This is a genomic window from Mycobacterium paragordonae (genome assembly GCF_003614435.1).
Classification (GTDB): Bacteria; Actinomycetota; Actinomycetes; order Mycobacteriales; family Mycobacteriaceae; genus Mycobacterium; species Mycobacterium paragordonae.
On the sequence record NZ_CP025546.1, the window covers coordinates 6,038,855 to 6,057,617 of the forward strand.

The following is an 18,763-nucleotide window of genomic DNA, read 5'->3' on the forward strand; positions in this document are numbered from 1 at the left end:
CCGCAAGGGGATCCAAGATGGCATTCAGGATTGAAGCGGATCTGGACCTGTGCCAGGGGCACGCCATGTGTGAGCTGGAGGCACCGGACTACTTCCGGGTGCCCAAGCGCGGCAAGGTCGAGATCATCGACGCCGAGCCGCCGGAAGACGCCCGCGACGAGGTCGAGCGGGCCGTCGAATCTTGTCCCACCCAAGCCCTGTTCATCAAAGAGAAGGAAAGCTGATGGCGTCACACCCCCGCGAGGTCCTGGAAGACTGGGTAGAGCGCTGGCTGGAGGTCAACCGGGAGGCCGAGCGGAACGGCGACTGGAAACCGCTGGCCGACTTCTACGCAGAAGACGCGACCTACGGCTGGAACATCGGCCCCAAAGAGGACGTGATGTGCGTCGGCATCGACGAGATCCGCGACATCGCCCTCGGCCTGGAAATGGAGGGGCTGGAGAACTGGCAGTACCCGTACCAGAAAGTCCTCATCGACGACAAGCAGGGCGAGATCGTCGGGTTCTGGAAACAGGTCGCCATCGACTCCGACGGCGGCCGTTCGGAGATCTACGGCATCGGCGGTAGCTGGTTCCGGCTCAACGGCGACGCCAAGATCGAGTGGCAACGCGACTTCTTCGACTTCGGCCACGTCCAGGCCCTCTACCTGGACCTGATGAAGGCCGGAAAGCTGTCCCCGGGGATGCAGAAGCGCATCGAGCGCAGCCTGGCCGGCGAGAAATTGCCGGGTTACTACCCCCTGGGTGAGGCGCCGGCACCCATCTGGTGAGCCGGCCCAACTGTCAGCCGCACCCAACCAAGCATTTGATTTGTTAAACGCGCTATGCTGACACCTCAGGAGTGCCCTGTGGCACTCATCACCACCGTGCCGGGCATCATGGGGCCAGGCACTACTCAATTCAAAGGCGAAATGGGGTCAGGTCCACCGTGAAGACAAAAGGCGCACTGATCTGGGAATTCAACCAACCGTGGTCCATCGAGGACATCGAAATTGGCGACCCCGCCAAGGACGAGGTCAAGATCCAGATGGAAGCGGCCGGCATGTGCCACTCGGATCACCACCTGGTGACCGGCGGCATCCCGATGGCCGGCTTCCCCGTGCTAGGTGGCCATGAGGGCGCCGGCATCGTCACCGAGGTCGGCCCCGGCGTGGAGGACATCGCCCCGGGCGACCACGTCGTGCTGTCCTTCATCCCGTCCTGCGGGCAGTGCCCAACCTGCCAGTCCGGCATGCGCAACCTGTGCGACCTCGGCGCCGGACTGCTGGCCGGCGCGGCCGTCAGTGACGGCACCTTCCGCATCCAGGCCCGCGGTCAGAACGTCTTCCCGATGACGCTGCTCGGGACCTTCTCCCCGTACATGGTCGTGCACCGCAGCTCGGTGGTGAAGATCGACCCGTCCGTCCCGTTCGAGGTGGCCGCGCTGGTCGGCTGCGGCGTCACCACCGGTTACGGCTCGGCGGTCCGCACCGCTGACATCCGGCCGGGCCAGGACGTCGCGATCGTCGGCGTCGGCGGAGTCGGCATGGCCGCCCTGCAGGGCGCGGTCGCCGCGGGCGCCCGCTACATCTTCGCGATCGACCCGGTGGAGTGGAAGCGCGACCAAGCGCTGAAGTTCGGTGCCACCCACGTCTACCCCGACATCAACGCCGCGCTGATGGGCATCATGGAGGTCACCTACGGGCTGATGGCCCACAAGGTGGTCGTCACCGTCGGCGAGCTGCACGGTGCCGACATCGACAACTACCTCAACATCACCCAAAAGGGCGGCACCTGCGTGCTGACCGCCATCGGCAGCCTGCTCGACACCAACGTCAACCTCAACCTCGCGATGCTGACGCTGATGCAGAAGAACCTGCAGGGCACCATCTTCGGCGGCGGGAACCCGCAGTTCGACATCCCGCAGCTGCTGTCGATGTACAAGGCCGGCAAGCTGAACCTGGACGACATGGTCACCACCCAGTACCGCCTCGAGCAGATCAACGAGGGCTACCAGGACATGCTGGAGGGCAAGAACATTCGCGGCGTCATCCGCTACACGGACGCTGATCGGTAACCCTGGTCCTGAGTGACCAGCTTTCCGCACCTGTTGGCGCCGGGGCGAATCGGCGCCATGACGGTGCGCAACCGGGTGGTCATGTCTCCGATGGAGACGATGTACGGCACCCCGGACGGATTACCATCCCAGCGCACCCGTGACTACTTCGCCGCCCGCGCCAGGGGCGGTGTCGGTCTGATCACGTTGGGCGCCACCGGAGTTGACCCGCAGCACCCGGAAACGCCGAGCGGTCTGCACCTGGGCACCGACGACGCTGTGCACGCGCACCGGGCATTGGTGGACGAGGTGCACGAACACGGCGCCAAGATCCAACCGCAGATCGTGCACGCCGGGCCCGACGGACTGGGACCGGAGATGTTCGGCGCGACGTCGCTGGGGCCGTCGGTGATTCCGTCGTACCTCACCGGCCGTCCGTCGGTGGAGATCACCAGTGCGCAACTCACCGAGGTGCTCGATCTGTTCAAAGCCGCCGCGCGCCGGGCCGTCGAAGCGGGCTACGACGGTATCGAGCTGCACGCCGCACACGGCTACATGCTGCTGGGATCCTTCCTTGCGCCGCAACGCAATCGGCGCACCGACTGCTACAGCGGCCACACCGCGCACGGCAGGCTGCGGGTGGTGCTGGAAGCGCTGTCCGCGATCCGCTCCGAAATCGGCGACGCCCTGCCGATCACCTTGCGCATCTCCGGGTACGAGCGCGTCGCGGGCGGGCGGCCCATTTACGAAACCGCCCGGATGGCACCGGAACTCGTTGCGGCGGGCGTCGATGCGTTCCACGTCAGCGGTGGTGTGATCGACCGGCTGGTCACCGGCATGGTCAACGGCGCCGACGACGGTGACGAGGTCAACGTAAGCGCCGCTGCTGCCGTCAAGCAGGTCGTCGACGTCCCGGTGATCGCCGTCGGCCGTATCCACGACCCCGTCCGGGCCGAGCAGATCCTGGCCGACGGGCGCGCCGACTTCATCGCCATGGGCCGTCCGTTGCTGGCCGATCCCGACCTGCCGGCCAAGCTCGGACGCGGACAGCTGGAGCGGGTTCGCAAGTGCATCTCCTGCGAAAACTGCATCGACGCAATGGAACAACGCTTCTCGGTCGACTGCGCGGTGAATCCCCGGACCGGCAGGGAACGCGTGCTCGCGGCACCCGCCGCGGCTCGTGCCAAACGGGTGGCGGTGATCGGTGGCGGACCGGCGGGGCTGGAAGCGGCGCGGGTGGCCGCCGAACGCGGGCACCGTGTGACACTTTTCGAGCGTGGCCGGCAACTGGGCGGAGCACTGCGCTGGGCAAGCATGCTGCACCCCGAGAACCAGCCCTTCCTGCGATACCTGCGCCGGGAGATCGAACTCAGCGGCACCGAAGTGCTTCTGGGCCGCAATGTTTCGGCACACGACGTCGCCGCATCGGAACCGGACGCGGTCGTGGTGGCCACCGGTGGCCGGGTCGCCGTGCCGGCCCTACCGGGCGCCGACCTACCGCACGTGCACACCGGCCCCGGTCTGCGGAAAATGCTTGACGGCCGGCGGTTTGTGCGGCCGGGCGCGGTGCGGATGGCCAGCCGCGCCTGGATGCCGTTCGGTCACCGGGTGACCGTCATCGGGGGCGACCTGGTGGCCCTTGAGTTGGCCGAATTCCTCGCGGCGCGTGGACGATTGGTGTCGATACTGGAGGGCGGCAAGGACATCGCCCCCGAGATTGGTAACAAGCGCAAGACCGAACACACCGACCGCCTGGACCGGTTGGGCGTCACCGTCCACGTCCGCGCCGCGGTCGAACGAATCACTCGGGACGCGGTGGTGTTCACGCCGGCCGGCGGCGTCAGGCGACAACTGGCCGCCGACAGCGTCGTCATCGCCGGCAGCGTCGAGCCGGACACCGGCATGTTCGACGCACTGACTGACGCCCTGCCGGGTACCCCTATTCACGCCGCCGGTGACTGCACCGGGCTGGGCCTGATCCGCAAAGCCACCGAAGACGGCGCTCGCGCCGCGTGTGCAATCTAGAGAAGGAGATCCGCAATGACGCAAACGACCCAATCCCCGGCACTGACCGCGTCGCAGTCGTCCTGGCGCTGCGTGCAGGCCCACGACCGGGAGGGTTGGCTGGCGCTCATGGCCGACGACGTGGTCGTCGAGGACCCGATCGGTAAGTCCGTCACCAATCCGGACGGCACCGGAGTGAAGGGCAAGGAAGGCGTCGCCACCTTTTACGACACCAACATCGCGGCGAATCAGCTGACGATCACCTGCGAGGAGACCTTTCCCTCCAGCTCACCCAACGAGATCGCCCATATCCTGGTGCTGCACAGCAAGTTCGAGGGCGGCTTCACCAGCGAGGTGCGCGGCGTGTTCACCTACCGCGTCAACGACGAAGGGCTGATCAACAGCATGCGCGGGTACTGGAACCTCGAGATGATGAAGTTCGCGCAGGAGTGACCCGTCTGCTCGGCGATCAGCCGATGCGCCCGATTCCGGTGATGTTTCCCTGCATGATCTTGCCGCCCATCAGCACCATGCACGCCGTCTGAATCGGGTCGCTGAGGATGGTGGCCGACTTCGGCTGCTGATGCACCACTCTGCCGGTGGACGGGTCGATGACCGCGTAGGCGAACACGTCCAACGGCGTGGTCTGGTCGAGCCCGATCCGGGTGATCGTGTAGATCAGGCCGTCGCCGGTGGACAGGTGCGGCAGCGCGGCGCTACGAACCTTGCTCTCCCACACGGTATGACAACCCGGACCCGGACTGTCCATGTCCACCCGGGTCATCCCGCCGACGAACGGCGCCGTCGGCGGCACCGCCGGACCCGCGCCCGGCGGGACCGCCGGATAGGGATAGCCGTACGTGCTGGCGATGAACATCGAGTTGCCGGCTCCGATCGGCGAGTTCTCGCTGCCCGGTCCGCCCTGCGTGAGAACGGTCTGCTGGCAGACCACGTTGCCGGTGCCGGATTGGTAGACCATGGCGTGCACCTGCGGCTCGGCGTTATCGACGATGGTCACGTAATCGGCGCCGGTGGGACCGAAATAGGTTGGGGTGGAACCGGTTCCCCAGCTCAGCTGGCCGGGCTTGCGGGCGGGTCCCCGGTCGTAGTTCTGGCTCCACATGACCTGGGGGTTGCCACCGCCGTTGAGGTTGATCTCGTAGATCGCGAAGGTCGTGGCCACGGCGATGCGGTTAAGTGGCGATGCCGAGATGCTGTTGGCCACCTGCTGTCCGGCGGGCAGCTGCAGACTGGCAACGCCCCCAGCGGCTTTCGCGACGCCGACCACGCCGCCGGCGGTCGCGAACCAGACATTGCCCTGATAGTCGGGCACGACGCCGACGGAGCTGTCGCCGGGCGGTATGACGCTGGACAGATCGGTGTTCTGGGTGACGCCCAACTGCCAGCGGCCCCGTTCATCCTTCGCGTGCGTGATGCGCAGCAAGCGGTTGTTGCCGTCGATCAGCACCATCTCGTTGTTGTTGTCCAGATAGGCGTAGACGCCGCCCAGCAGGCCGCCTTTGACAATGTCCATGCTGGCCAACGGAATAATCTGCGGGAGGATGCCACCGGGATCGATCAGATGCAGCACCGGAGCCTGTTGGGTGATCGTGGTGCACAGCGCCAGCACCAGACCGTCGGTGCCCTGGGTGATCGTCGGACAGGCCGCCAACAACGGGTAGGCGAAGACCGGCGCCAGGCGTGCACCGGGACCGGGAAGCGGTCCCGCATCTGCCGATCCGGCGTCGTTGTGCATCGAGGCCAGGCCGTTCGGCGCCATGTACGGGTTGGGCGGGCCCAGCGGCCCGAACGCATCGGCGGCCCGGGCCGGCGTGATTGCGGGTACCAGGGACACCGCGCATGCGGTGAGCACCGCCACCGGAATCGCCAGCAGCGCTTTGGGAAAACGCACCAAGGTCGCCTCCCGTTAATTAGGTCACCTGGGATTTTGGCGGTCCTTGAACACGACACGGCAACGGTGCGTTAACAATTCGGCCGCGCCGCCGCGCGGCGCTAGACCCGGTCAGGGATGTACACCCCGGTTCCCTGCGCCATCTTGGCCAGAGTTTCATAGGCCATCCACATGAATCCTTCTTCGCCCCAACGCTTTCCGAAGCTGTTCTGGACTCGCACGGCGCCGGAACTCTTGTTGTCGTCGTAGGCGGTGATGACCATGACGTGACCGGCCTTCTTGCCGGAGGCGTTCAGCATCCACTGCCCGTTGCCGACATACGGGGACGGAGTTCCGCGATAGCGCGGGAAGTCGCTGTACAGGTTGACGCCGAACGCGACCGGCGAGCCCTTTGCGATGACCGTCCTCAGGTGGTTCAGCCCGTCGGGTCCGGTGATCCTGATCAATTTGTGCCCGGGAATCCGAAACATCGGGTCGGGGTCGATGATGCGCGCACCGTAGTCGGACCAGTTGGCCTCACACGACGTAGTGGACTTTCGCCTGCCGATGTTGGGCGCCACCGCCAGGGACGGCGTCCCACCGTTTTCCTGTAACCAGTTCAGGCACTTGACCATTTGGCCGCCCTTACACGTGTTCTCGGTGAGCTTGTTCGCCAGCTGATACCGGATGTAGGCGTAGTCGGGGCCGGCGCGGCGGGCCGGAGTGCTTGGCGGAGTACTGCTTTCGCGCGCGGCGTGGAACGTCGCCAGGCCGTACACCGTGGCCCACACGAAACAGTTCGGCATGGTCTGCCTGCCCACCGGCGGCAACCACTCCGTTTTCACGGAAGCCTGCGCCGGGAGGGTGCCAGGAGACTTGGGCGTCTCGGGGGTTCCTGGCTCCGAGACGTCGGAATCGTAGCCGTAGGAGGTCAGCTCGTAGGGCTCGTCTTCTTCGGCACCGCAGGCCGGCAGCGACGCACCGAGTGCGCCGGCCGCCGCCAGCGCGAGCATGGTGCGTCGCGCGATCCGTACCTGCACGCGGATGACCCTATTGCCTGGGCCGAACCTATGCTGGGGCAATGGCATCGATCTTCACCAAGATCATCAACCGTGAAATCCCCGGCCGCTTCGTCTACGAGGACGACGACGTCGTCGCGTTTCTGACGATCGAGCCGATGACGCAAGGCCACACCCTGGTGGTGCCCCGCGCGGAGATCGATCAATGGCAGAACGTGGACCCGCCGGCATTCGCCCGCGTCATGGAAGTGAGCCAGCTGATCGGGAAGGCCGTGACGAAGGCCTTCTCGGCCGACCGGGCCGGCGTGATCATCGCCGGGCTGGAGGTGCCGCACCTGCACGTCCACGTCTTCCCCGCCCGCAACCTCAGCGACTTCGGGTTCGCCCACGTCGACCGCAACCCCTCACCCGAGTCGTTGGACGAGGCGCAGGCCAAGATCAAGGCGGCGCTGGCGCAAATCTCTTTGCACTGATTCTGCGTCCAGGGCGCGGCCGTGCGGCGTGTCGTCACCCTCAGCGCAGGCTCAATGCGACCGGGCGCCGGGCGCTGCGTTTTAAGGCCTCAGCTGACCTGAGCGACCACATCGCTGACCCGGGGCAGCTCCACACGGAAGCAGCAGCCCTCCCCCGGCGCCGTCGTCACGCGGACGGTGCCGCCGTGGGCTTTCACCAACGAGTCGACGATCGACAATCCCAGCCCGGTGCCGCCGCTGGCCCGCGCCCGCGACGAATCGGTCCGGTAGAAGCGCTCGAAGATCCGGTCCGCGTCCTCCTGGCTCATGCCGGGCCCCTTGTCGACGATCTCGAGGACCGCGTCATCGCCGTCGGTGCCGACCCGGATGGTGACGTCAGCGGTCACCGGCGTGTGCTGGATCGCGTTCGCGATGAGGTTGCTCAGCACCTGACGCAGGCGCGGCTCGTCGCCCAACACCTCCGGGGTGCCGGGCCCGTCGAACACCTCCATCGTGATGGCGCGCTGGGGGTCGATGGCGCGCCCGTCGTGCACGGCATCGCTGGCCAGCGCCAGCAGGTCCACCCGGTTGTGTTCCAGCGGACGCTGCACATCCAGGCGGGCCAGCATCAGCAGGTCGTCGACCAACAGGCCCATTCGGCTGGCCTCGCTCTCGATCCGCGACAGCAGCATCGAGACGTCGCGCGCGGCGCCCTGGCGGTACAACTCGGCGAACCCGCGGATGGTGGTCAACGGGGTGCGCAGTTCGTGGCTGGCATCGGTGATGAACCGCCGCATCCGTTCCTCGGAATCGCGCGCGGTTTCGGCCGACGATTCCGAGGACGCGACCGCTTCCTGAATCTGCGACAGCATTCCGTTGAGCGCCGAGGAAAGTCGGCCCACTTCGGTCCGCGGGTCACGCTCGGTGACGCGGCGGTCCAGCTGTCCCCCGGCGATCGCCGCCGCGGTCTGCTCGACTTCGGCGAGTGGCCGCAGACTGCGGTGCACCACCACGAAGCTGGCGATGCCGACCACGATCAGCACCGCGGTGCCGATTCCGGCCTGCAACCAGACCAGCGACCGGACCGTGTGGTCGACGTCGGACAGGTCGATGGCCACCGTCGTGATGCCGCCCTGCGGCCCGCGCACCGTCACCGCGCGCCACTGGATGTCCGAATCGCTGACCGAGGGCAGCGTCGTCGGATAGGGGCCGACGTCGTTGTTGGCGGGCAGCGCGGGCTCGGCGTTGCGGTCGTTGATCGCAGTCATGGGGTGGCCATCGGGGCTGATCGCCCGCACGTAGAACTTCGACGGCGGCCGGGCCGGATCGAAGCCCTGCCCGTTGGACGTCGTGTGCTTCCACGGCGCCTGCGCCCAGGTGCGGGTCGCGTCCATCAAGGTCGAATCAATACGGCTGACCAGGCTGTGGCGCAGGATCGAGGTCACCGCGATCCCCGACCCGAGCAGGCCGCACAAGACCAGGACCAGGGTTGCTGCTACCAGGCCCACCCGTAAGGGCACGCCGCGGCGGTACCGACCGGCCATCTCAGCGCGGTTCGCGCAGCACGTAGCCCACCCCGCGCAGGGTGTGCAGCAGCCGCTTCTCCCCGGTGTCGATCTTGCGACGCAGATACGACACATACGACTCCACGACGTTGACGTCACCGCCGAAGTCGTAGCGCCAGACGTGGTCGAGGATCTTCGGCTTGCTCAACACGGTGCCGGCGTTGATGACGAAGTAGCGCAGCAGCGTGAACTCGGTGGGCGACAGCGAGACCGGCTGGCCGGCCTTCCACACTTCGTGGGTTTCCTCATCGAGCTCGATATCGGCGAACGTCAGCCGGGCATTGCGCGGTTCGTTGCTGCTGCCCTTGCCGGCGCGGCGCAGGATGACCCGCAGCCGGGCCACCACCTCTTCGAGACTGAACGGCTTCGTCACGTAGTCGTCGCCACCGAGGGTCAAGCCGGCGATCTTGTCTTGCAACGAGTCTCGTGCCGTCAAGAACAGCGCGGGGGCATCGATGCCGTCGGCGCGCAGCCGGCGCAGGACTCCGAACCCGTCCATGCCGGGCATCATCACGTCGAGAATCACCGCGTCGGGCTTGGCTTCGCGGGCCCGGTCCAGGGCCTGAGCGCCGTTGGTGGCGGTGATGACCTCGAATCCCTGGAACTTCAAGCTCACCGAGAGCAGCTCGACGATGTTGGCCTCATCGTCCACGACAAGGATGCGAGCCTCCGGCTTGGTGGTCTCGCCGCCGGGGTGTCCCAGTGTCACGTCAATCTCCCGAACTTGAGTATTAGCTTCCGAATCATTGAAAACTTCCTGAAAGGTCGGTGCAAGTAATCTGCTAGCAGTCTGCCAGGAGTCGCCGGGTGGCCTTGGGACCTGCGCGGTGTCGTCCGGGCTTTGGACGCGAATAGACTCTCAGAATGAACCTCGTCAAAGCCCTCATGGGTGTTGCGACCGCTCCGGCGCGGGCCGGGTTGGCCGCCGCGGAAGCGAGCCTGAACCTTGCCGGGGTGGGGGTGAGCCTGGCCAAGCAGGCGCTGGGCGACACCAGCGGCCCGAGCGGTTCGAGCTCTTCGAACGCGATGGCCCACATGCTGGGCATCGACGACACGCTGGCGCGCGCCAACCGGCTCGCAAGCCTGCTGGACGACGACATGCCATTGGGGCGAGCGATTGCGCCCAACGGTCCGATGGACCGGATGCTGCGTCCGGGCGGCGTGGTCGATCTGCTGACCGCCGAAGGCGGGCTGATCGATCGGCTGACCGCCGAGGGGGGCGGACTGCAACGCGCGCTGCAGCCGGGCGGCCTGGCCGATCAGCTGATGGGCTCCGACGGGATGATCGAGCGGGTGCTGGCCGAGGACGGGCTGGCCGACAAGCTGCTCTCCGAGGGCGGCCTGATCGACACCCTGACAGCGAAGAACGGGCCACTGGAGCAGTTGGCCAATGTGGCCGACACCCTGGCCCGTCTGGCACCCGGGATGGAGGCCTTGGAACCCGCCATCGCCACCCTGCAGGACGCGGTCATCTCGCTGACCATGGTGGTCAATCCGTTGAGCAGCATCGCCGACCGCTTCCCGCTGCCGGGCCGACGGCCGCGTTCGTCGTCGCGGCCGGTGCGCTCGCAACGCATCGTCGAGGGCGAGCCGTGACCGGTTAGGCTGGCACCGGTTTTACCGGCCTCCTTAGCTCAGTGGTAGAGCACTCGCCTTGTAAGCGAGCGGTCGTCAGTTCAATCCTGACAGGGGGCTCTCTCACCAGCAGGAATGCTGGTCGATGCTCCGTTGGTCTCACATGCTGGACATGATCGACTACTTTCCGACTACTTTCGCCGCCTACTTTCCCTCCATGAACGCGTCCAGCGCCTGCCGCGCGTCGGGGCCGACGGCCTTCTTCTCGATGTAGTGCCCCTCGGTGGTGGCCAGGTGCGCGTGGCCGAGCTGCTGCTGCGCGGCCTCGACGCCGTGCGCGTCCCGCACCACGGTGCCCGCGGTACGACGAAACGAGTGTGGAGTACACCAGCGCAGATCGTCGGGCAGTGCGGCTCGCATCGACCGGCGGAGGTTGTTCGCCGAGAGCGGACCGCCGTCGCGATTCTTGAACACAAGTCCAGCCGGTCCAGTGGTGCCGAACAGGTCGGTCAGCGCCTCCACACCGTGCTTCGGCAGGATCGTGGTCAGTGGTGGGGCTCCGTGCTTGCGGACGTCCTGGCGGTGTGCTGGCCTACCCGGGATGGTCTGGTGGTCGATGATCGTTCCGTTGATCTTGACGGTTGGCGGGTCGGCCAACAGGTCGACGTCCTCCCAGCGGATCGCCAACACCTCGCCGGGCCGCGCGCCGGTGGCCATCGCCAGTTCCACGAACGCCGGCAGGTACCGGCCCCGCTGCGGCCCGCGGATCGGCGTGCTGGCGAACTCGGCCACTGCGTCCCTGATCCGCCGGAACTCTTCGGGAGTTGCGGCGCGCACCACCCGCTTCGATGCTCTGTTCGGCCGCGCTTCCACGATCGGATTCACCGCGATCACGTCGAACCGCACAGCGAGTGTGAACATGCCCTTGAGCACGATCCGCAACAACTGCGCCTGCCGCACCGACTCGACGCTCTTCAGGTGCGCATCCGCGCGACTCGTCGAAAACTCACGAATCCGCAACGCGCCTAACTTGCCAACGCCGTGGATACGCCACACTTTGCGGTACTGGGCTTCTGACTGAGGCATCAACCGGTCCTCACTGACCTTGCACGCGATCCATACTTCGAAGAGTTCGGCGAGAGTTGTTTTTTCACTGATGATTTGACCTACCAGCGGCGCCGTCCGCTGCCTCAAATGGCGCTGAAGAGCGCGGCGCGCATCCTCGCCCGACCGGCCAGTCCTGCGGACTTTGCGACGGGTCCCATCACCATCCCGAACGTAGGTGCGAGCCTCGAAAAGTCCTTTCTCGCATTCGGTTACAGTGATCCGGCCGTGCTCGCCCGGCTCCATCCGTTGCCTAGGCACCCGGCGGCACCTCCTCAAGCATTCTCAATATTAGATCCCGATTGGCCTGCAGTGAGGCAAGCATCCCCCGATAGCTCTCGGCGTCTTCCTGTAGCTTCTCGCGCAGCGCGTCCGGTAGGTCGTAGTGCTTCGGTGCTTCAATCGCCTGCCGAAGGTTCTCCCACATTGCGGCAATTTGTGCGTTCGTGTCCGCCAGAATCGCTCGCAGGTCATCACGCCGTCCGCTCTCACCTTTTATTGAAAGCCCATCAGCGGCCTTAATTAGCCACCACGTCCAGTCGGTGTCGAGCGCGACACCTAGTGCAATTAGCTCTGGAACGGCTACCGACTGCTCCCCCCTTTCAATGCGCGTGATCGCAACGCGATGGATTGGCACACCGATTTTCTCTGCCTCCTCGGCGAGCTTCACAGCAGTCATATTCCGCGCCTTCCGCGCCGCGTAGATCAGTTCGCCCAGCCTCTGCGCCAACAGAGCCGGCCAGCTGACGTCATCGGTGTCGTCCATCGCGACATTCTTACACAAAGTTCTGTCGAGTCCGTCGGCATTCATGCTAGTGTCGTTTGATACGACAATGATATGTCGTTGAATACAACACGCAGAGGAGCGATCATGAACGATTGGGAGGCCACGGCCTCGAAGCTCGGCAGGGTCGGCCGATCGACAGTCTTCGCGCTATGGGCGTCGGGAGATCTTGCCTCAGTGAAGATCGGCCGCCGCAGATTCTCGACAGATGCCCAGATTGCCGACTACATCGAGCGGCTCGAGTCCGAGGCACGCGGCCCCGGCGGAACGGCTGCCTAGTGAGCCATCCGCACACAACCCAGGCTGATCGCGATGCGATCGAGGATCGCGGTGTGGTCGATGACGACCGGACCGAAATGCTGACGGCCCCCGCAAACCCAGGTGCTGCAACACCGGGCGGGAGCCGCCGGAACCAACCCCTCACCCGAAAGGAAAGTTCATGACCACAATAGCCCGTCAACCCGACCCGACTCCACCATCTGGCGCTGAGCCGGACATCTGGGAGAGCGACGGCCGCCGAGACGTCTACACCTCCGTGGGTTGCGTGCTTGCCCGCCAAGACATCCTGCGGTGCCCTTTGGTCACGACGATCGCCCGCCAGGACCGAGCGGGAGTGGTCGACCGAATAAGGGTCGCGATCGAGGCCGACGTCGACCTGACCGCTGAGCAGGCTCGGGAGCTGGCCGGCTACCTCATTCGCGCAGCCGGGATCGCGGACCGGTGGGCCGGGCAAGCACAAGAGGATCAGATCACCGTCTTATCCGCAGCCAGAGACGCCGTGCTTGCGGCGTACATCGAGCTTCGGGAATTGCCGGGCAATGTCGGTGACTATCTGCGTGCCGCGCTGGACAGCATCAGCGACGCCGAGGGGGCAGCACGGTGAGCACAACCCACGGTTGCCGATACGCCTGGTGCACCAGCGACCGGAATGCCTCCAAAGCTCAACGAATGGAGCATACGAACCAGGGTTGGTACGGCTCTGCTACCGGCGACAGCATCAGCCGTTCAGGAAGCGCTTATGGGGAGACGGTTACGTCGGTGGGTGTGGGCCTCCGCTACAACGCTGACGTCGACGCGGGGCCGATTCTGTGGCTGCACATCCATGGTGGACCGGACAATGTCGACACTGACGCAGACATGTCGTTACCCGAGGCCGTGCTACTACATCGAGCGATCGGCGATTACCTGCACGCTGCCCTCGTCTGCTGCGACCTCGATCCCGATGCTGTCGGTGAGTACTACCACGTGCCGCACGACGGTGGTGGTACCAAGTGACCGAAAGCAAGGAGGGTACCGGCCCCCAACGGGCCGGCGCTCCACCCTCCCAACAACGTGCCTGGTGGCCGGTACATCAGTTCCTTGAAGCCGTTGTAGCCCTAGCGAACTACGGTCCGATCCCTGCTGCCGGTACTCCGTCATGGTGCGCGCTTGCCGACGGTGACCCACGGAAGCTGTTGGCTGTAGCGATCGACGGCGAACACCAAGTTTTGCGGATCGAAACCGCCCAAGAGCAGCGCGCCGAAGCATCGAAAGCCATTGCAGGATCGGCAGACTGGTCGACCACCGCGCGATCCATCGGCCGCCACCGTGAGGTCTACATACCCCGGAGGTCAGCGTGATCGACACCGAGCAGTTCTTCCTTGAATCCGGAAGTGATCAGCTCGCGAAGATCTACCGGTGGGCCAGGGCTCGGTACGCAGCGCCGTGGGCGGTGTTTTTCGCCGTGCTACTCCGGGTCGCGGCCAGTGTCGGCCCGCACGTCCAGCTCCCCGGCGTCATCGGCGGCCGTGCCAGCCTCAACCTTTTGGTGGCTTTCGTCAGCGCCTCCGGCGGCGGCAAAGGCATCAGTGACAAGGTCGGGCGTATGGCGTGGCCGGCGTCGATAGTTGAGCTACCCATAGGTAGCGGCGAAGGCATCGCCGCCGCCTTTAAGCGACCCGACAAGCCCGACGAGGACAACGAACCGATCACCGCGGCGGTCTTCAACATCCCCGAGATCGACACGCTGTCGGGCATCGCATCCCGCCAAGGCTCCATCCTTCTCGCACAGCTCAAGTCGATGGCGATGGGCGAACAACTCGGCCAATCCAACGCCTCCAAGGCGACCAGCCGGATAGTGCCTGCCCACTCCTACCGGTGCTGTCTGTCGGTCGGTGCCCAGCCCGGCCACACCGGCGTCATCTTCAACGACACCACCGGCGGAACCCCGCAGCGATTCCTATGGTCACCGACCACCGACCCAGAGATGCCAGACACCAACTCACCAGATCCCGCACCGCTGGACACGGCACTGCCGCTGTGGAAACCCGCAGAGGACGGTGCGGTCGAGATCATCTACGGGCCGCCCGAGATCACACAGACGGTGATCGCCGCGCACATCGCCCGCCAGCGCGGGGACGCCGACCCGCTGAACGGGCACTGGATGCTGACCCGCTGCAAGGTGGCCGCGCTGCTGGCGATCATGCACCAACGATCGGTGGTCTCCCAGACGGACTGGGAGATGTCGGCGACGGTGATGGCGGTCTCCGATCAGACCCGTGAGTGGATCGTCAACGAGGCCCTGAAAGCGGATCGAGCAAAGATCCGGGACCGGGCGATGGCGCGTGCCCGTGGTGAAGAGTTTGTCTCTGATCACAAGCTGCTGCGCGCGAAGTCGGCAGTGATCCGCTGGCTCGGCCGAGACACGGAGCTGGCGGCCAATCAACTCCGCTCAAAGCTCAAGGCGGATTTGCGGGACCACTTCGGTGCGGCCACTGCAGAGTTGGTCGCCGAGGGGTTGATCGCCGAGATTCATGTCGACCGGGGTGCCCGGTACCGGCTCAACAAAGAAGTACAGGGTGTACCCCCGGTACAGGGTATATATCCGCAGCTCACAGAGGGTGTACCCCCGGTACAGGGTGTACCTTCGTCGCCGGGCCCCACCGGTCAGGGTGACCAGTGTGGTCAGGGTCCATTGTTGCAGCTCAGAGAGAGTGACCCGGTCGGTCAGGGTGACCAACTGGAAGATACCGCGCAACCGAACTTCCGCAGCCCGGATCCTTCTGGGCCTAGTTCTGAAGATCGGCGTTCAAGCGCCCAGATAAGCGAGGAGCCCGTGGCACTAGCCCGTGTAGGAGTTTGCCAGCGTTGCTACGTCAGCCTGCCAAAGGCCAGTACCGCAGCGTTCTGTGATGACTGCATCGACGCCCCGGAACGCCCGGTGCCGCCGAAGAAGACGACGAACGAGTACGCCCTTCGAGTGGTGCACAACGGCACCATCACCGCCGACGATCATCGGGTACCGAGCGAACGAGAGCGGGCCGGATGACGACCCCGTACACCGTTCTTATCGAGGCCCTCGCCGGTGCCCCGTCACTGCCCGGTGCGCGCTGTCGCGGCCGCCACCACCTATTCGACCCGGCTGATCTCGGTGAGCACGCCCAGGCCCGCCACGACCAGGCTCTCGGCCTGTGCACGCGGTGCCCGGCGCTGGTGGCGTGTTCGCAATGGTTCAACAGCCTGCCACCTAGACAACGCCCTGTCGGTGTCGTTGCCGGCCGAATCAACCAATGGGCGGACCGACCATCCAAAGAGAAACCGTCCCTAGAAATGGAGAAAGCCACAATGGCCAACCACCACGAGACCGACTACAGCGACTACCGTCGCGCCGCCGTCCTCACCCTGCACCACCGCCGCGGAAACACCCCCGGAGTACTTGCGATCGTCGACGAAACCAACGCCGAGGACCGAGCGCGAGAGCTGCTGTTCGCCGTCCTCGGGTTCCACCGCCACCTCATCACCCGGCTCCGCTCCGAGGAAGGGCTGATGCTGGTGTCCGACTACGTTCACGGCCTGGCTGTGCACGAACCCATCAATCCCGAGGGCATGGACATCCGGCGTGCCGCGCAGATCCTCGAACACCACGGACAGGGCAACCACGACGGCATCGGCTTGGAGATGACGGCCGCGACCGCCGAGCAGCGCGCCACTCACGTCTTTCTGCAGCTGCTATGGATCTACGAGACCGCCCTACCTGAGCTCACCTCGCGGGCAGGCATCGCCTGGATCGAAGCGCAGATCGAGCTGCTGCTGGCCGAGGAGTTCCGGCCAGGCACCGACGGCCAGGGGGGCGGATCAAAGCCGTGAACCGCTCCCGCCAGGACACCGCCCCGGTGTCCGAACGTGCACGAGAACAGGTTTCACCGAAAAAATGGGACTTGTCGGCTGGGTCGGGTATGCTGAACCCAGCTCGGTATCTCCGAAGCGCCGGGAGCCGCAGGGGCGGCCAACCCGGACACGGGTCACCATGCACATTGCGATTTCCGCATGTCCAAGTAGGTGACCGTTGAGCAGCATTCTGTTTCGCACCGCGACCCTTGAACCGGGTTCGGGTAGAACCATTTACGGCCGCGTCGTGCCCTATGGCGAGACCATCTCGGTTGACGACGGCTATGGCGAATACCGGGAGCGGTTCGCGCCAGGCGCTTTCCGGCGTTCCCTGACCGAACGCGGCCACAAAGTGCGGCTGTTCATCGGCCACGACACTCGACGGCTGCCCATCGGCAAAGCAACGTCACTGCGCGACGAGGGCGACGGCGTTCACGCAGAGTTCTTGGTGGCTGACACGGCCGCCGGCAACGAGGCGCTCGAGCTGGTCCGCTCCGGTGTGGCCGACTCATTCTCAGTTGGCTTCAGGGGCATGCGTGACCATCGGGACAATGGCGTGACGGTGCGCGACGAGGCCGCACTGCTCGAAGTCAGCTTGGTCGGCGTCGCTGCCTACTCGGGCGCCGAAGTCGCGGGCGTGCGATCGCAGTCTCTTGTCATTCCCCGTTCGATAGCCGAAGCCCGGCTGTCGCCTCTTGATTGGTGAAACAATATGACCGAGCTCATTGAGCACATGACCATCGAGCAGACCCGCGCCGCGGCGCAAGAGCTGCTCGACAGCACCACCGGCGATTTGACCGGCGCTGACGCTGAAAGATTCCAAGCGCTGACCCGGCACGCCGACTCGCTGCGCCAGCGGCAGGAACAGCGCGACACCGCAGCGCGGGACATGGTGCGCCGCTTCGCGGCCGGTGACTCCACCCTGGCTCTGGAAGGTGAAGCCGGAATGCGTCGCACTAACGGCAGTCCGTTGCCCGGCTACGAGCGTCCCCGCGCGGGCGATGAGGACCACCCGGTCATTAATCGGGAACGTGATGCCGCGATGCGCGTGCTGGACCGCTCGATAAAGGACGGCACGATGGTCGCCCGCGGCGCCGAAGCCATCGAGCGGCTGCTGACCACTGGTGCGCCACAAGCCCGTTCGTGGGCTGCCCGGTGGGCGGCCGCGACCGGCTCCGAGCACTACCTGCGGGCGTTCGCCAAGAAGGTCGCCAACCCCGAGATGGGGCATACGCTGTTCACCGGCTCCGAGGCCGAGGCGTGGCGCACCGCAGCGCAAGTCCAGGCTGAGCGGGCGATGTCGCTGACCGACACCGCAGGTGGGTTCCTCGCACCGGCTCAGCTCGATCCAGCAATCCTGTTGTCCAGCGACGGCTCGGCGAATCCGCTGCGCCAGATGGCGCGGGTTGTGCAAACCGTGTCCGACGTTCACCACTTCGTGTCGTCTGAGGGGGTCGACGCGCACTGGTACGCCGAAGCGGCGGAGGTCTCCGACGACTCACCTGCACTCGAACAGCCCGCCGTCCCGAACTACCGGGGCAGCGCGTGGGTGCCGTTCAGCATCGAGCTGGAAGGCGACGGAATCGGGTTCGTCAGCGAAATCGGCCGGCTGCTCATGGATTCGGTTGAACAGCTCACCGCGGCGGCCTACGTCAACGGCAGCGGAACCGGCCAACCCACAGGGTTTATCCCCGCGCTGACAGGCGTCCCGACATGGGCGGTCAATGGAGCCGGAAGTGAAACGGTTGCAGCCGCTGACCCATTCGCCCTGCAATCAGCGCTACCTGCGCGCTTCCAGGCGAATTCGGCGTTCGCGGCGAACTTGACCACAACGAATGTTTTGCGCCAGGCGGAGACGAGCGCCGGAGCGCTCAAGTTTCCGTCGCTGCAGGACAAGCCGCCGATGCTGTGCGGGCGGCCGATCTTCGAGGTTAGCCACATGGCGAGCGTCAACGCGGCGGTGACCGACACCGTGTACCCACTGGTGCTGGGCGATTGGAGCCAGATGGTTATCTCGGATCGGATCGGATCCACCATCGAGCTGGTGCAAACCGTGTTCGGAGCCAACAGGCGACCGACCGGACAGCGCGGCTTTTTCGCCTGGTTCCGCACCGGCTCGGACGTTCTGGTCAACAACGCCTTCCGCGTGTTGAAGGTGACCACGACCGCCTAATCCGACTGGTCCTTGC

General features: G+C 65.6%; 21 protein-coding genes and 1 tRNA gene. 16 read left to right on the forward strand and 6 right to left on the reverse strand.

What is annotated here, in order from left to right; translation table 11 throughout:
* Positions 1–17 precede the first annotated feature (17 nt).
* The 5 genes from C0J29_RS26980 (at position 18) to C0J29_RS27000 (ending at position 4,491) form a co-directional block, all read left to right on the forward strand.
* Positions 18–224, forward strand: coding sequence for a ferredoxin (locus C0J29_RS26980; RefSeq protein ID WP_065162368.1), 207 nt, complete (start codon positions 18–20; stop codon positions 222–224).
* Complete coding sequence (locus C0J29_RS26985) at positions 224–769, forward strand: nuclear transport factor 2-like protein (protein WP_120794103.1); 546 nt, start codon at positions 224–226, stop codon at positions 767–769. The genes C0J29_RS26980 and C0J29_RS26985 overlap by 1 nt, the downstream gene beginning before the upstream one ends.
* 158 nt (positions 770–927) lie before the next feature.
* Positions 928–2,055, forward strand: coding sequence for an NDMA-dependent alcohol dehydrogenase (locus C0J29_RS26990; protein WP_065162366.1), 1,128 nt, complete (start codon positions 928–930; stop codon positions 2,053–2,055).
* A 12-nt stretch (positions 2,056–2,067) separates the two neighbouring features.
* A complete protein-coding gene (locus C0J29_RS26995; RefSeq protein WP_120794104.1) occupies positions 2,068–4,059 on the forward strand; it encodes an FAD-dependent oxidoreductase in 1,992 nt (663 codons plus the stop codon).
* A gap of 15 nt (positions 4,060–4,074) precedes the next feature.
* Positions 4,075–4,491, forward strand: coding sequence for a ketosteroid isomerase family protein (locus tag C0J29_RS27000; protein ID WP_065050221.1), 417 nt, complete (start codon positions 4,075–4,077; stop codon positions 4,489–4,491).
* A gap of 16 nt (positions 4,492–4,507) precedes the next feature.
* On the opposite strand, the gene C0J29_RS27005 is transcribed toward C0J29_RS27000, so the two are convergent.
* Both C0J29_RS27005 and C0J29_RS27010 read right to left on the reverse strand, forming a co-directional pair.
* Complete coding sequence (locus C0J29_RS27005) at positions 4,508–5,950, reverse strand: hypothetical protein (RefSeq protein ID WP_065162364.1); 1,443 nt, start codon at positions 5,948–5,950, stop codon at positions 4,508–4,510.
* A 101-nt stretch (positions 5,951–6,051) separates the two neighbouring features.
* Positions 6,052–6,969: a C1 family peptidase gene (locus C0J29_RS27010; RefSeq protein WP_162951559.1), complete on the reverse strand. Its 918-nt coding sequence runs from the start codon at positions 6,967–6,969 to the stop codon at positions 6,052–6,054.
* A 41-nt stretch (positions 6,970–7,010) separates the two neighbouring features.
* On the opposite strand from C0J29_RS27010, the gene C0J29_RS27015 reads away from it, so the two are divergent.
* Entirely contained in the window at positions 7,011–7,421 is a 411-nt protein-coding gene (locus C0J29_RS27015; protein WP_065050227.1) for an HIT family protein, read from the forward strand.
* Positions 7,422–7,510: 89 nt separating this feature from the next.
* Here the strand turns inward: C0J29_RS27015 and C0J29_RS27020 are convergent, their stop codons facing one another.
* Together C0J29_RS27020 and phoP are read right to left on the reverse strand one after the other, a co-directional pair.
* A complete protein-coding gene (locus C0J29_RS27020; protein WP_120794106.1) occupies positions 7,511–8,944 on the reverse strand; it encodes a sensor histidine kinase in 1,434 nt (477 codons plus the stop codon).
* A gap of 1 nt (position 8,945) precedes the next feature.
* Positions 8,946–9,674, reverse strand: a complete 729-nt coding sequence (gene phoP / locus C0J29_RS27025) for a two-component system response regulator PhoP (RefSeq protein ID WP_065050231.1) — start codon at positions 9,672–9,674, stop codon at positions 8,946–8,948.
* A gap of 155 nt (positions 9,675–9,829) precedes the next feature.
* On the opposite strand from phoP, the gene C0J29_RS27030 reads away from it, so the two are divergent.
* Positions 9,830–10,561, forward strand: coding sequence for a hypothetical protein (locus tag C0J29_RS27030; protein WP_065050233.1), 732 nt, complete (start codon positions 9,830–9,832; stop codon positions 10,559–10,561).
* Positions 10,562–10,588: 27 nt separating this feature from the next.
* Positions 10,589–10,660 (forward strand) — tRNA-Thr (locus C0J29_RS27035).
* A gap of 84 nt (positions 10,661–10,744) precedes the next feature.
* Here C0J29_RS27035 and C0J29_RS27040 read toward each other — a convergent pair.
* Entirely contained in the window at positions 10,745–11,905 is a 1,161-nt protein-coding gene (locus tag C0J29_RS27040) for a tyrosine-type recombinase/integrase (protein WP_120794107.1), read from the reverse strand.
* Positions 11,898–12,410, reverse strand: a complete 513-nt coding sequence (locus C0J29_RS27045; RefSeq protein ID WP_162951560.1) for a helix-turn-helix domain-containing protein — start codon at positions 12,408–12,410, stop codon at positions 11,898–11,900. The genes C0J29_RS27040 and C0J29_RS27045 overlap by 8 nt, the downstream gene beginning before the upstream one ends.
* A 105-nt stretch (positions 12,411–12,515) precedes the next feature.
* Here C0J29_RS27045 and C0J29_RS27050 point away from each other — a divergent pair, with 105 nt between their 5' ends.
* The 8 genes from C0J29_RS27050 (at position 12,516) to C0J29_RS27085 (ending at position 18,747) form a co-directional block, all read left to right on the forward strand.
* The gene (locus C0J29_RS27050) at positions 12,516–12,707 is read left to right on the forward strand and encodes a hypothetical protein (RefSeq protein WP_120794109.1); all 192 of its coding nucleotides are present in this window, start codon (positions 12,516–12,518) and stop codon (positions 12,705–12,707) included.
* Between the two features lie 160 nt (positions 12,708–12,867).
* Positions 12,868–13,311 carry a hypothetical protein gene (locus C0J29_RS32995; protein WP_162951561.1) on the forward strand — a complete coding sequence of 148 codons (444 nt, stop codon included), beginning with the start codon at positions 12,868–12,870 and terminating at the stop codon, positions 13,309–13,311.
* A gap of 65 nt (positions 13,312–13,376) precedes the next feature.
* Positions 13,377–13,703: a hypothetical protein gene (locus tag C0J29_RS27060; RefSeq protein WP_162951562.1), complete on the forward strand. Its 327-nt coding sequence runs from the start codon at positions 13,377–13,379 to the stop codon at positions 13,701–13,703.
* Complete coding sequence (locus tag C0J29_RS27065; protein ID WP_120794112.1) at positions 13,700–14,047, forward strand: DUF2742 domain-containing protein; 348 nt, start codon at positions 13,700–13,702, stop codon at positions 14,045–14,047. The genes C0J29_RS27060 and C0J29_RS27065 overlap by 4 nt, the downstream gene beginning before the upstream one ends.
* Positions 14,044–15,735 (forward strand): hypothetical protein, encoded by a 1,692-nt coding sequence (locus tag C0J29_RS27070; protein ID WP_120794113.1) that lies wholly within the window; start codon positions 14,044–14,046, stop codon positions 15,733–15,735. Before C0J29_RS27065 ends, C0J29_RS27070 begins: the two co-directional genes overlap by 4 nt.
* Before the next feature lie 281 nt (positions 15,736–16,016).
* Positions 16,017–16,553, forward strand: coding sequence for a hypothetical protein (locus C0J29_RS33000; RefSeq protein ID WP_162951563.1), 537 nt, complete (start codon positions 16,017–16,019; stop codon positions 16,551–16,553).
* A gap of 199 nt (positions 16,554–16,752) precedes the next feature.
* Positions 16,753–17,280 carry an HK97 family phage prohead protease gene (locus tag C0J29_RS27080; RefSeq protein ID WP_120794114.1) on the forward strand — a complete coding sequence of 176 codons (528 nt, stop codon included), beginning with the start codon at positions 16,753–16,755 and terminating at the stop codon, positions 17,278–17,280.
* A gap of 6 nt (positions 17,281–17,286) precedes the next feature.
* On the forward strand, positions 17,287–18,747 hold the full coding sequence (locus tag C0J29_RS27085; protein ID WP_120794115.1) for a phage major capsid protein: 1,461 nt from the start codon (positions 17,287–17,289) through the stop codon (positions 18,745–18,747).
* Positions 18,748–18,763 lie beyond the last annotated feature (16 nt).